Raw genomic sequence first — 11,693 nt, 5'->3', positions numbered from 1 at the left:
TCGAAATGTTCACGKAATCCGTGAACATTTCGAGCTGGCGCAGAATATGAAAGAAATCTTAAACAACCCTAAGGATTTCGTCTCGGCAGTGACAAAAATCGTTGAGGAAAACAGTGCGCTGAAAAAGGAAATCGAAAATGCTATACGCGAAAAGTCTTTGGCAATGAAAAAGGAGTTGGAGGCTAAGCTGGAGGTTATAGATGGTATCAACTTCTTAGCCACCCGTGTTAACTTGCCGAATGCTGATGCTGTCAAGACTTTAGCTTATGCACTCAAAGGGTCGTTAAACAATCTCTTCTTGGTGTTGGGTGCCGAATTTGACGGAAAGCCTAGTCTTACCGTAGTGGTGTCTGATGAGCTGTCGAAAGAGAAAGGTCTTCATGCAGGAAATATAGTCCGCGATTTAGCCAAAGACATCCAAGGTGGTGGAGGTGGTCAGCCTTTCTTCGCTACGGCAGGAGGTAAAGATGCCAGCGGATTGGATAAAGCTATTGCCAGAGCAAAGGAATTTTTAAAATAAACAGAAAGGAGATGAAGATGAAAAAGCTACAAACTTTGATTGTGGGGATGTTGTTGTTTGTGGTGTTTGGTTGTTCAAATAAGGATAACATTTACATTTCGGGAGAAATTTTAAATCCGGGAAATGTGAAGGTAGTAGCTTTTTACGAGGGTGAGCGCAAGCTGGACTCGGTCTTCCTTTCCGATCAGAATAAGTTCAAATTCGAACGGCCGGCAACGCAGCTAGGTTGCTGACCGTTCGTGTTGGAAATAATACCTATCCTGTTATTCTTACTCCCGGCGAGAAGGTTTCTTTTAGGACGGATTTACAGAATCCCGAGCAATATGAGGTAGAAGGGTCAGCGCTGTCGCTGACGTTGAAAGAGTTTGCTCCTATCAAAGCACGTAAGGAGTTTGTTGAGGATTCACTGCAGTCAGCGTTTGTCAGAAGTATTGGAGGGAAGTCCGAAAGTGAGATTGATGCCCTACGTTCTGATTATCTTATCCGCTACAAAGATGCTATGAAGTTCTATGTGCAGGAGGCTGTTTCTTTTGCTAAGCAGCATAAGGATCTTGCTGGATTTTATGCTATGAGTACGTTGGATCCCGAATTGGCGGAAAATGAACTTATCGCCTATGTGGAGGAGATCAAAGATCTGTTTACAGACAATGCTATGGTCAATCAGTTCCGGGAGGAAGTGGAGAAGATGAAGAGACTGGCAGTAGGACAGCCCGCGCCGGACTTTGAAGCTTACACACCCAACAATAAGACTGTGAAGCTGTCAGACTACAGAGGGAAGTATGTGTTGTTGGATTTCTGGGCTTCATGGTGTATGCCTTGCCGCAAAGAAAATCCTAATTTAGTTCGCATATACCATGCCTTTAAAGATCAGGGTTTCGATATCTTAGGTGTATCGCTGGATAACAATCCTGGCTCGTGGATGCGTGCTATTGAAGATGACAAGTTAGCTTGGACCAATGTTTCCGACCTGAAAGCTTGGTCATCTGATTTGATTATAAACTACCGTATTAAAGCTATTCCTGCCTCCTTCGTATTGGATCCAGAAGGAAAAATCATTGCCAAAAACTTACGTAGTGCAGAGCTGGAAGCATTGCTAAAGAAGGTATTGGAAAAATAAACAGTTATGAAATCGTTAAGATTTTCCCATTTTAACAATTTCATAATATTTGGTTAACTTTATCTTAGGATGGAGTACCTATTTTAGTAAAAAAAGAGCAATGAATTCCAAGAAAAAAATACTTGTAGTGGATGATGAGCAGGATATAGTAGATCTCATTTCCTACAATCTGAACAAGGAAGGCTATCAGGTTTGTACGGCCATCAATGGTCGTCAGGCTATAGAGGTAGCGAAGAAGGAGAATCCGGATCTAATCATCTTGGATGTGATGATGCCGGAAATGGATGGTATAGAATCTTGCAGGCAGATGCGTGCTCTTCCGGAATTCAAAAGCACTTTCATCATCTTTCTGACTGCCCGTAGCGAAGAGTATTCCGAGATCGCGGGCTTCAATGTAGGAGCCGATGATTATATCGCGAAACCTATAAAACCTAGAGCGTTGATGTCGCGTATCAATGCTATCCTCAGAAGAAATAATCCTGAACAGACAGAAACGCCAAGCCATAAGCTTACAATCTCTGACCTGGTGATTGACAGGGAAGAGTTTTTGGTGTACAAAAGTGGGGAAAAGGTAGTTTTGGCGCGCAAAGAGTTTGAACTGCTATTCCTGTTAGCATCTAAGCCTAACAAAGTTTTTACTAGAGATCAGATTTTGAAGGCTATTTGGGAGGATTCGGTCATTGTCACCAACCGCACTATCGATGTACACATCCGTAAGTTGAGAGAAAAGATAGGAGAAGATTACGTTGCCACTGTAAAGGGGGTAGGATATAAGTTTGAATTGAATTAGGAAGGCTCTTGCCTAAAAGAAATAACATAAAAAATCCCGATTATAGCTATAATCGGGATTTTTTTATGGTTGAAGAAGACAAGCTTATTGCTTTTTGTTTTGCTGTGCTGCCTGTTGTTGTCTCATCATTTCTTCCAGGCGTGCTTGGAAAGAAGATTTCTTCTGTACCTTAGGATTTTTCTTATTTTCTTCCAATTGAGCTAATATCTTTTCGTCGTTGATGGTCTGACGGATGATGAACTGCGTTAAGAAGGTAAACACGGCACCTAGGAAGTAATAGTAGTTCAATCCTGACGGGAAATTATTCAACATAAAGAAGAATAACAACGGCATAGATATAGCCCAAATATTTCATTTGGTTGTTTACTCCAGAGCTTGAGGTAGCGTTGTTATACCATGTTGTGAGCAACGTCACCAATGTCATCAACACACACATCAAAGAAATGTGGTTGATACCTAAGAATGAAGGGAAGGTAATAGGTGCGTCGTATGTTGACAAGTCTTTCATCCATAGGAAGCTTTCTCCTCTCAGTTCGTAAAGATTTGGGAAGAAGAAGAAGAAAGCCAAAGTGAAAGGCATCTGTAACAAGAGCGGCAGACATCCACCTAGTGGGTTTACCCCTACTTGCTTGTATAGCTTCATCTGTTCTTGTTGCAGCAACATAGGATTGTCTTCACCTACTTTTTCTTTGATCTCATCCAACTGAGGCTTCAACACACGCATTTTCGCCATAGATATGTACGATTTGCGTGTCAATGGGAACATGGCTCCTTTTAACAGGATTGTAAGGATAAGGATAACGATACCGTAGCTTAAGTTATATCCATCCAGCCAATCGAAGATTGGAACGGTGATAAACCTGTTAATCCATCCCATAGGACCCCATCCCATGTTGATGATTTTTTCGTACGCCTTGTCTTCAGCTTTTAATGTTTTGTATTTGTTAGGGCCGAAGAAGTAGTTGAATTCGTAGTGGTTGTTGGCTTGACTGTTGAAGCTAGCTCAGCCGTAGCTTTGTATGTTTTGACTACGCCATCCTGTGTAGCCACCTTTGTGATAAGGTTGGTATTTTCAAAAGGTTGTTTTGAGGAGAAAATTGACGAGAAGAAATGTTGCTTGAAAGCGATCCATTCCAATTTGTTGTCGTCGATTTTTTCTTCATCATCACTGGCTTCTGACAGGTGGTCTATATCACCATCTGCATCTTTGAAGAAGATCGTCGATTTTTCACGTTCTGACTTAATGTTTTGTTCTTTTTGTAGAAGGGTAGTTTCCCAATCCAAGATAATGGATTTTTGTTGTACGTCCATCAAGTTTTGGATTCCTACCGCATTTACATTGACGGCGAGGTTATGCCCTTCGGATAAGGTGTACACATATTCCAGATATTGGTCTTGTTTGTAAGACAATCTTAAGGTCGCTGTGTTAGGGCTTTTGTTTACTACTGTAAAGACAAGGTCGTTGGTATGTACGTTTTCACCATTTGCCTTGAATATGAAGCCGAATTTGTTGTTGTCGCCTTCGATGATATTAAGAGGAGAGCCGTCGAAGTTTTTCTCACCTTTAAGAAGGACATTTTTTACTTTAGCACCTTTTGATGTCAAATCGATTTTAAGAATATCGTTTTCAAGGGTGATGATTTCCTCTTGGGCTACCATTGCTTCACCGAAAGGTTTTTGTGTCCATGCAGCAGAGTCTGTAGGGACAATGGCATTGGCAGAATCTTTAGTGACTACATGTGCCTTTTTTTGCGGCAGCGATAGAGTCTTGTCTGGCTTGTTCGGCTTTAATTTCAGCATCGCTAGGTTTCATCCAATAGAATGAACCAGCAAAGATGATGAAGATTAAAACTAGTCCTATAATGTTATTTCTATCCATTTAATTTATTTTGGTTCAAAATTATTTTTTCAACGCTTTTTTATTTGCTAAAGCTGCAGCTACAAAGCTAACAAAAAGTGGGTGAGGATTTGCAACTGTAGATTTTAATTCCGGGTGAAACTGTCCTGCTACGAAGAAAGGGTGATCTTTAAGCTCTACAATTTCTACGAGGCCAGTTTCCGGATTAATTCCTGAAGCAATCATTCCTGCCTTTTCGTATTGTTCGAGGTAGGCATTGTTGAATTCGTAACGATGGCGGTGACGTTCAGAAATTTTCGTTTTGCCGTAGATAGCATACGTCTTTAGTGCCTTTTTTAATTTCGCAATCGTAGGCACCTAAACGCATGGTACCTCCCATGTTTTTGATATTTTTCTGCTCTTCCATCAAGTTGATTACCGGGTGTGGGGTGCTTTCGTTCATTTCAAAAGAGTTAGCATCTTTCAATCCCAACACGTTACGGCCAAATTCTATTACAGAGCATTGCATACCCAAGCAGATACCGAAGAAAGGAATCTTGTTCTCGCGAACGTATTTTATTGTCGCCAGCTTGCCTTCCAAGCCTCGTTCGCCAAAGCCTGGAGCTACCAATACGCCGTCAGCATTTTTAAGTTTTTCGGCCACATTGTCATCAGTAACGCTTTCGGCAGCGAAATATTGTACTTTAACTTTTGTTTCGTTGGCTGCTCCCGCATGTACGAAACCTTCGTTAATGGATTTGTAGGCATCCGGAAGTTCTACATATTTACCTACAAGAGCGATGTTAACTTTCGTTTGTAGGGTTTTTTAGGCGACCTAAGAAAGCTTTCCAGTTTTCTAAGTCAGGTTCATTCTTTGTAGATAATTTTAATTTGGTAAGGACGATTTTATCGAGTTGTTCTTTTAACATCAATAGTGGCACATCGTAGATTGTGGGTGCGTCAATTGACTCTATTACGGCATTGATGTTAACATTACAGAATAGGGCAAGTTTTTTGCGTATCTCCTGAGTTAAGTTTATGTTCGGTACGACATACCAATACGTCAGGTTGTACGCCATATTCCAATAAGGTCTTTACGGAGTGCTGAGTAGGTTTTGTTTTCAACTCACCTGCCGCGGCAAGATAAGGAACCAATGTAAGGTGTATTACTACCGAGTTGTTGCTGCCCAACTCCCAGCGTAGCTGACGGACAGCTTCGATGAAAGGCAGGGATTCTATGTCGCCTACCGTACCGCCCAGCTCTGTGATGACGATGTCGTAGTCTCCCGTGTTGCCTAGTAGCAACATTCTACGTTTTATCTCGTCCGTGATATGGGGGATGACCTGTACAGTTTTGCCTAGGTAAGCTCCTTCACGTTCTTTTTCGATGACGTATTTATAGATACGACCTGTTGTTACATTGTTGGCTTGCGAGGTAGGGACATTGAGGAATCGCTCGTAGTGTCCTAAGTCGAGGTCTGTTTCGGCCCCATCTTCCGTTACATAACACTCTCCATGTTCGTATGGATTTAGTGTTCCCGGATCTATATTGATATAAGGGTCAAACTTTTGAATGGTTACTTTAAAGCCACGTGCCTGAAGAAGTTTGGCAAGTGATGCTGCAATAATGCCTTTCCCTAACGACGAGGTTACGCCGCCCGTAACAAAGATATATTTAGTCATAGCAATTATGGAATTTTCAACTCAAAATGTGGGATTTTACTCCTTTACATCATCCTTATGTACGGGATACAAAGGTAACACTTTTTTCGGATAAAGCAGAAACATTCCGTCATTGTTGATATTTTTTGCAGGATCTGACAGGAGTAATATCCCTTAATTGCCGTTATTTTATGGTTCGCAACATATGTATCGTTGCGGTGTCAAATTCTTTCTCTCCGAAAAGCGAGACGCCTGCGGCGCCTTTAGATTTAGCCAATTTTATAGCTTGCTCTAGTTCTTTCAGGTCGTTAAAATCGGGAAGGTAAGGTCCCGCAGTATAGAGGAAATTTTCCGTTCAATGCTTTTACGCCCTCTTCTACAGCCATACCTATCCACGAGATTGGTTCTTTATAGAATCCGTGATAGATCATAGGGAATACTGCGGAAAGGTTCCACTGTGTCCAATCTTGTCTTACTATGCGTCGGGCAAGGTCTGGTGTAGGAAAAACGGCTGCCGTCACCGGCTTTCCATAGTCTTTGGCAGCAGTACAAATGCGGTTGACGACTTTTGTAATCTGACCATAGCGGAAGGCGCGCCATGAGGGGCTTTGCTCCGGACGTGCTACTTTGTCAATATCTATTCCTGTTTCTTTACGATAGACGTCCTTACTATATTTACTGTAACAAAAATCGTAGTCTGCCAGCTCCGCCGATTGATCTAATTTATAGTTGTCCCACAAATTGACTGGCAGTATGACGTCGGGATAGCGTATGTAATCGAGATGCAGTCCATCCACATCGTCCTTTTCAAGCTGTTCACGAGCCTTTTCTTCCAAATAGGGAGGTACGTCGGGATGGGAAGGACAGAGAAAACGGTAATAGCCCACATAAGGAGGGGTGTGGGCACAGGATTTGCCAGACCTGCTGACCGCATAATATTCAGGATGATTTTCGAGGAGTTCTTTCTCTCCGCGGTTCATTGTCCACATCCAACGGTGCGCTTCAAAGCCTATTTCTTTGGCCAATTGAAAATGTTTTCTACTGTAGTTTTCAAACATCAGACCTCGAATGCCTGCCTCTTTATAGGACTGGAAGCGTTTCTTTATCTGGGATTCTTCTTCACTGAGGTTAGGGCGTTGCCATAGCCAGTAATCGAAGGTGAAAGAGGGAGGTGCAGGCTGTAAGAAAGGGGAGCTACGTTCTAGATGTAAGGCTGCCAGACCTAATCCTGCTTGTTTGATAAATGATCTTCTGTTATTCATAATTCGTAGTATAGTTACCGTAGTTATCGATAGTAAATATATAGTTCAACATTTTGTCCTCAAGACGTAGATGGTAAAACTGTCCGTTCTCCGATACCGTAAGCTGTATGTCGTATTTAGCTGTATCTTCGGCCAAAAAATCGTCATAGCCTTCCAGAAGTTTGATGTCTGAGGTAAAAGATTGGTGTTTGTGTTTATGGATGTTTTGGAGGTAATGGATATTCCATGCCATTTTCTCTATCCGATAATATGGAGGGAGTTGGGCGGGCTCTTGGTCGCAGCTAAAATGTAGAAATCCCCATCTTTCAGGTAGATGCATGTTGATCACACCTATGGGCGACCATACCCAATTGTTTTCGGGAAGAGGTTTGTTGTCTATTTTCTTTTTGAAATAACTGTCGTGAAATATGTCATGTTGCCATTGTACTCGAGAGAAGTTGATGCGCCAATAGTCATTAGGACTTGGTCTTTGAGGGCCGGCAAAGTGTGCTAAGGAAGCGAAAGGTATAGCCATTTCTACGGTCCACTGCTGGTCTATATCTTTTGGACTGTTGAGAGAGCCCTCGATATGCACTGCCGATTGTAGATTTTTTACGTCCCACTGTAGGAGTGCGTGTCCGCCAAAACGGTAAGGCTTTGGCATCATAAGGTCCATGATTGTGTTGAGCGCATTGACTTCGATTTCGTAGTACCAAGGTGCCGAATGTTTGGGCTTGATAAATACTTCGAAATCGTTATCCTGGTAGATAATAGCATCTCGCTGTTTCAGCGTAGCCCAGATGTGAGGTTCTTGCAATACCGCTAGAATATAAAGGTTGTTATCATCCCACAGCATCTTAAAGCGTGTGGAGTAAGATGGTGTTTGCTGATGCGAACCTTCGATATCAATAAATTCGGATGACCAAGGAGCGCGTTGCCATACTGGATCTTCTTTACCATCAATGAGGATGGGTTCGAAAATCTTTAGGGCAGAATAAACGAGAGGAGGACTTTGCATGGCCCTTACTTGATTCAGAAGGTGCTGGCTTTTAGCTGCTTGACAGATACAAAGTATTATAAATAAACAAGCTACGTATCGGAAAAATAGGTTCATAATAAAAGTGTTTACAAAATTTAGACATTTTGTATGATATTTTCATCAAAAGCCCGCCAAATGTTCTCTATTTTTATAGTAGAAAACTAAAGAGATTGATATATGGAATATAGAAGAATGGGGAGAACAGGTCTCCAGTTAAGTGTATTATCTTTCGGTTCGTGGGTTACTTTTGCCCGCCAGACCGATGATGAGGACAACGATCGTCTGATGTCTATAGCATATGACGCGGGAGTCAACTTTTTTGACAATGCGGAGGTGTATTCTGCCGGTAAGTCGGAGGAAATGATGGGACGTATTTTGAAGAAAAAGGGCTGGGACCGCACTTCATATGTGTTGTCGAGCAAGGCGTTCTTTGGATGGAAGGGAGAGCAAAAAAAGCCTAATCAGCATGGTTTAAGCCGTAAGCATCTTGTAGAGGCCTGCCATGAGGCCTTGACCCGTATGCAGACAGACTATCTGGATTTATATTACTGCCATCGTCCTGATCCTAACGTGCCTATGGAGGAAATAGTCCGCACGATGAATACGTTGATTCAACAGGGTAAGATATTATATTGGGGGACCAGTGAGTGGTCGGCGGCAGAGATTGTGGAAGCGCATATGGTGGCTAAAGATTTAGGGTTGGAGGGACCTGCCGTAGAGCAGCCGGAATACAACCTTTTCAACCGTCAGAAGATGGAAGCCGACTATCTACCTATCTTCCGCAATATAGGTATGGGCACGACCATTTGGAGTCCTCTAGCTTCCGGACTGCTTACCGGAAAATATAACAACGGTATTCCTGAAGGATCACGTCTTTCTTTGGAAGGATATGAATGGTTGAAAGAGAAGGTACTGATGGAAGAGAAAATAGCCAAAGTAATTAAGCTTGCCGACCTGGCACAGGAGTTGGGGGTGTCGTTGCCATCGTTGGCCATCGCTTGGTGTATCAGCAATCCGAATGTCACCACGGCCATTCTTGGTGCAACTAAGGAAAGTCAGCTTACAGAAAACCTTAAAGCCTTAGAGGTACTTCCACTGTTGACTGCGGAAGTGTTGGCAAAGATAGACGAGATTATGGGTACAAAACCTCAGATCACGATATCATAAGCAAATAAAAAAGGATGTAACACAGGTTACATCCTTTTTTATGTCTTTCAGTCTCGTTTATATCTAAAGAAGATTATTTTGTGCTACGTTTAGATTTGATACGAGCAGCTTTACCAGTAAGATTGCGTAAATAGAACAATTTAGCGCGACGAACCTTACCTAAGCTGTTTACTTCAATTTTTTCAATGTTAGGAGAATTTACAGGGAAAATACGTTCAACACCTACACCGTTAGAAATTTTACGAACGGTAAATGTAGCGTTAGCACCTTCGCTGTTTAATTGGATAACTACACCTTGATACACTTGAATACGCTCTTTATTTCCTTCGCGAATTTTATAGTGCACGCTGATGGTATCTCCTGCTTTGAAAGCGGGAATCTCATTTTTTACTACCGCTTGTTCTTCTACAAATTTTACTAAATCCATGATTTTGAGTAATTATAAACGATTTATATCCTGTAAAAATCGGATTGCAATATTACAGCTTTTATTTTAATTATAAAAATCTTTTAACAAAAAGTTGCCTTACTTATAAGGCGAGTGCAAAGGTATGAAATATATCTTGTTTTTCATAATTTGGTTAAAAGATATTTTTCTGGAAAAAACAGAAAAATATTTATCAATAAATCAGCTAATTAGTGCAGAAAGTTGAAAAAAGTATTGACAAGTCAATAAAACGCTGTATATTTGCATCACAAGCAACGAAGGTTAGTCCTTCATCGGGGTGTAGCGTAGCCCGGTATCGCGCCACATTTGGGATGTGGAGGTCGTAGGTTCGAATCCTGCCACCCCGACGAAAAAGAGTCCAACACAATTGGACTCTTTTTTTGTTTTAGCATTACTTTTATCGAGAAATTAGCTACTTTTTCTATATCTGTTTCTTCCTTTAAATATTTTAAATTAGAGTTTTTAAAACTCGTTGATGATGAAATATTTTTTACTTTTGATGGTGAATTCTATATTCACGTACGGACAGCCTCCTTATACCATCGTTACAAATCCTAATTATAATAAAAAGTTGTTGTCGGAGTATTTGCCTATAGTCGATATAACTCGAAAAGAAATGCTTTAGGTATGCCATTTCACGTGAAAATATCTTTTAACTACTAGTTTTAACTTTTGCTCTGACCTTTTGTAAACCTTATGATCATGTATTATAGACTTTTACCCTGTAGAATATTCTTTATTCTGTTCTTTACTTTTGTTGCTTTCAGTTCGAGGGCGCAGTTTTCAAAACTTAAGCCGGGCTTTGATGCTCAGGAATGTGAGGATCTGTTGAAAATCAATGCTATTTTCCAGGATACGACGAGAAAAGCTTCCATTCTTCAGCATACAACAGGCTATACTTTGTTGTATCGGACACCGAATGTAGGATTAGACAATGTTGCTGATATATGGTTGCGTCAGGATTCGGTAGTTGTACTCGCTATTCGGGGGACGACAACAAAAATGGAGTCTTTTTTGGAAGACTTTTATTGTGCTATGGTGCCTGCCGCGGGAACCCTACAGCTGACAAATGAAAAAGCTTTTGACTATAAGCTGGCAGAAGATCCTAAAGCTGCGGTACATGCGGGTTTTTTGATAGGTTTTGGTTATCTAGCGGAGCAGCTTAAACCTAAGTTTGATGAGCTGTATGCTAAAGGTTATCGCGACTTTATGATTTCGGGACATTCACAGGGAGGTGCCTTGTGTTATTATTTTAGTGCATGGCTTATGTATAAGCGTAAGCAGGGTGAGTTTAAGGGAATAACGGTGAAAACGTATGCCAGCGCTCCACCGAAGATGGGAAATATGTATTTTGCTTATGATTATGATAATGCTCATCTTTCTATGTGGACCTTCAGCATTGTCAATTCTGCGGACCCTGTGCCGGAAATGCCATTGACAACACAACAGCTGGAAATAGATATGAATGAGCCTAATCCTATTCTAAACTTGGAGGCTCGCTTCAACGATCTGTCCTGGATGAAACGATGGTTTGTCAAAAAGGCATTCAACAAGATGAAAAATAGTGCTCAGAAATCTTCCGAAGCTTATCAGAAATATCTGGGTAAATATGTAGGAGATTTTATTCACAAATCTTTACCCGAATTGCAACTACCCAATCCGGTGAAAACGACCTACTTCGTACGCCCTGGCGTACCCATAGTGTTGTCGGCCAATGAAGCTATAAAGAAAAATTTAAAAATGCCTAAGTTGACTGTATTTTGATCACTGGACATAGTATCCGTTAACCGTTTAACCTTCTTGAGACAAATTATTTACCAAGGTTTTGGAAAGAGTTTTGTTTCCTGTGTTGAATAATCAAAAAGAGGATAG

The 11,693-nt window shown here is 41.3% G+C and carries 16 protein-coding genes and 1 tRNA gene; 7 read left to right on the top strand and 10 right to left on the bottom strand.

Annotation, left to right across the window (positions count from 1 at the left end; translation table 11 throughout):
- The 4 genes from SD31_RS08530 to SD31_RS08520 form a co-directional block, all read left to right on the top strand.
- On the top strand, positions 1–520 hold a 520-nt coding region (locus tag SD31_RS08530; RefSeq protein WP_231561368.1), incomplete at its 5' end, for a DHHA1 domain-containing protein.
- A 17-nt stretch (positions 521–537) separates the two neighbouring features.
- The gene (locus tag SD31_RS18975) at positions 538–753 is read left to right on the top strand and encodes a hypothetical protein (RefSeq protein WP_231561367.1); all 216 of its coding nucleotides are present in this window, start codon (positions 538–540) and stop codon (positions 751–753) included.
- Entirely contained in the window at positions 747–1,637 is an 891-nt protein-coding gene (locus SD31_RS08525) for a peroxiredoxin family protein (protein ID WP_231561366.1), read from the top strand. Before SD31_RS18975 ends, SD31_RS08525 begins: the two co-directional genes overlap by 7 nt.
- 100 nt (positions 1,638–1,737) lie before the next feature.
- On the top strand, positions 1,738–2,427 hold the full coding sequence (locus SD31_RS08520) for a response regulator transcription factor (RefSeq protein ID WP_039053814.1): 690 nt from the start codon (positions 1,738–1,740) through the stop codon (positions 2,425–2,427).
- A gap of 84 nt (positions 2,428–2,511) precedes the next feature.
- Here SD31_RS08520 and SD31_RS18970 read toward each other — a convergent pair whose 3' ends face one another.
- The 9 genes from SD31_RS18970 to SD31_RS08500 form a co-directional block, all read right to left on the bottom strand.
- Positions 2,512–2,739 (bottom strand): hypothetical protein, encoded by a 228-nt coding sequence (locus SD31_RS18970; protein ID WP_231561365.1) that lies wholly within the window; start codon positions 2,737–2,739, stop codon positions 2,512–2,514.
- Entirely contained in the window at positions 2,729–3,319 is a 591-nt protein-coding gene (gene yidC / locus SD31_RS18965; protein WP_231561364.1) for a membrane protein insertase YidC, read from the bottom strand. The genes SD31_RS18970 and yidC overlap by 11 nt, the downstream gene beginning before the upstream one ends.
- Before the next feature lie 35 nt (positions 3,320–3,354).
- A complete protein-coding gene (locus SD31_RS18960) occupies positions 3,355–4,227 on the bottom strand; it encodes a YidC/Oxa1 family insertase periplasmic-domain containing protein (protein WP_231561363.1) in 873 nt (290 codons plus the stop codon).
- Positions 4,228–4,327: 100 nt separating this feature from the next.
- On the bottom strand, positions 4,328–4,642 hold the full coding sequence (locus SD31_RS20195; RefSeq protein WP_262506598.1) for a glutamine amidotransferase-related protein: 315 nt from the start codon (positions 4,640–4,642) through the stop codon (positions 4,328–4,330).
- The gene (locus SD31_RS20190) at positions 4,572–5,018 is read right to left on the bottom strand and encodes a glutamine amidotransferase-related protein (protein WP_262506599.1); all 447 of its coding nucleotides are present in this window, start codon (positions 5,016–5,018) and stop codon (positions 4,572–4,574) included. The genes SD31_RS20195 and SD31_RS20190 overlap by 71 nt, the downstream gene beginning before the upstream one ends.
- Positions 5,019–5,067: 49 nt before the next feature.
- Positions 5,068–5,343 (bottom strand): hypothetical protein, encoded by a 276-nt coding sequence (locus tag SD31_RS20185; protein WP_262506597.1) that lies wholly within the window; start codon positions 5,341–5,343, stop codon positions 5,068–5,070.
- Positions 5,258–5,947, bottom strand: a complete 690-nt coding sequence (locus tag SD31_RS20180) for a CTP synthase (protein WP_262506596.1) — start codon at positions 5,945–5,947, stop codon at positions 5,258–5,260. Before SD31_RS20180 ends, SD31_RS20185 begins: the two co-directional genes overlap by 86 nt.
- Positions 5,948–6,234: 287 nt before the next feature.
- On the bottom strand, positions 6,235–7,188 hold the full coding sequence (locus SD31_RS08505) for a family 10 glycosylhydrolase (RefSeq protein WP_231561362.1): 954 nt from the start codon (positions 7,186–7,188) through the stop codon (positions 6,235–6,237).
- Positions 7,181–8,185 (bottom strand): carbohydrate-binding family 9-like protein, encoded by a 1,005-nt coding sequence (locus SD31_RS08500; protein WP_052258835.1) that lies wholly within the window; start codon positions 8,183–8,185, stop codon positions 7,181–7,183. Before SD31_RS08500 ends, SD31_RS08505 begins: the two co-directional genes overlap by 8 nt.
- Positions 8,186–8,383: 198 nt before the next feature.
- On the opposite strand from SD31_RS08500, the gene SD31_RS08495 reads away from it, so the two are divergent.
- Positions 8,384–9,373, top strand: coding sequence for a potassium channel beta subunit family protein (locus tag SD31_RS08495; RefSeq protein ID WP_039053810.1), 990 nt, complete (start codon positions 8,384–8,386; stop codon positions 9,371–9,373).
- A gap of 73 nt (positions 9,374–9,446) precedes the next feature.
- Here the strand turns inward: SD31_RS08495 and rplS are convergent, their stop codons facing one another.
- Positions 9,447–9,800, bottom strand: a complete 354-nt coding sequence (gene rplS / locus SD31_RS08490) for a 50S ribosomal protein L19 (protein ID WP_039053809.1) — start codon at positions 9,798–9,800, stop codon at positions 9,447–9,449.
- A gap of 294 nt (positions 9,801–10,094) precedes the next feature.
- Between rplS and SD31_RS08485 the strand changes: the two genes are divergently transcribed.
- Positions 10,095–10,168 (top strand) — tRNA-Pro (locus SD31_RS08485).
- 355 nt (positions 10,169–10,523) lie between these two features.
- On the top strand, positions 10,524–11,585 hold the full coding sequence (locus SD31_RS08480; protein ID WP_197053627.1) for a lipase family protein: 1,062 nt from the start codon (positions 10,524–10,526) through the stop codon (positions 11,583–11,585).
- Positions 11,586–11,693 lie beyond the last annotated feature (108 nt).

Source organism: Sphingobacterium sp. T2 (assembly GCF_000814685.1).
Lineage (GTDB): Bacteria > Bacteroidota > Bacteroidia > Sphingobacteriales > Sphingobacteriaceae > Sphingobacterium > Sphingobacterium thermophilum.
Note: the sequence above shows the minus strand (reverse complement) of the source record. Positions and strands in the feature narration are given on the sequence as shown.

Bases quoted from the DNA above. Each gene is read 5' to 3' on its own strand.
- SD31_RS18975 (WP_231561367.1), top strand. From the start codon at position 538: ATGAAAAAGCTACAAACTTTGATTGTGGGGATGTTGTTGTTTGTGGTG.
- SD31_RS08520 (WP_039053814.1), top strand. From the start codon at position 1,738: ATGAATTCCAAGAAAAAAATACTTGTAGTGGATGATGAGCAGGATATA.
- SD31_RS18970 (WP_231561365.1), bottom strand. From the start codon at position 2,739: ATGTTGAATAATTTCCCGTCAGGATTGAACTACTATTACTTCCTAGGT.
- yidC (WP_231561364.1), bottom strand. From the start codon at position 3,319: ATGGGATGGGGTCCTATGGGATGGATTAACAGGTTTATCACCGTTCCA.
- SD31_RS18960 (WP_231561363.1), bottom strand. From the start codon at position 4,227: ATGCTGAAATTAAAGCCGAACAAGCCAGACAAGACTCTATCGCTGCCG.
- SD31_RS20185 (WP_262506597.1), bottom strand. From the start codon at position 5,343: ATGGCGTACAACCTGACGTATTGGTATGTCGTACCGAACATAAACTTA.
- SD31_RS20180 (WP_262506596.1), bottom strand. From the start codon at position 5,947: ATGACTAAATATATCTTTGTTACGGGCGGCGTAACCTCGTCGTTAGGG.
- SD31_RS08505 (WP_231561362.1), bottom strand. From the start codon at position 7,188: ATGAATAACAGAAGATCATTTATCAAACAAGCAGGATTAGGTCTGGCA.
- SD31_RS08500 (WP_052258835.1), bottom strand. From the start codon at position 8,185: ATGCAAAGTCCTCCTCTCGTTTATTCTGCCCTAAAGATTTTCGAACCC.
- SD31_RS08495 (WP_039053810.1), top strand. From the start codon at position 8,384: ATGGAATATAGAAGAATGGGGAGAACAGGTCTCCAGTTAAGTGTATTA.
- rplS (WP_039053809.1), bottom strand. From the start codon at position 9,800: ATGGATTTAGTAAAATTTGTAGAAGAACAAGCGGTAGTAAAAAATGAG.
- SD31_RS08480 (WP_197053627.1), top strand. From the start codon at position 10,524: ATGTATTATAGACTTTTACCCTGTAGAATATTCTTTATTCTGTTCTTT.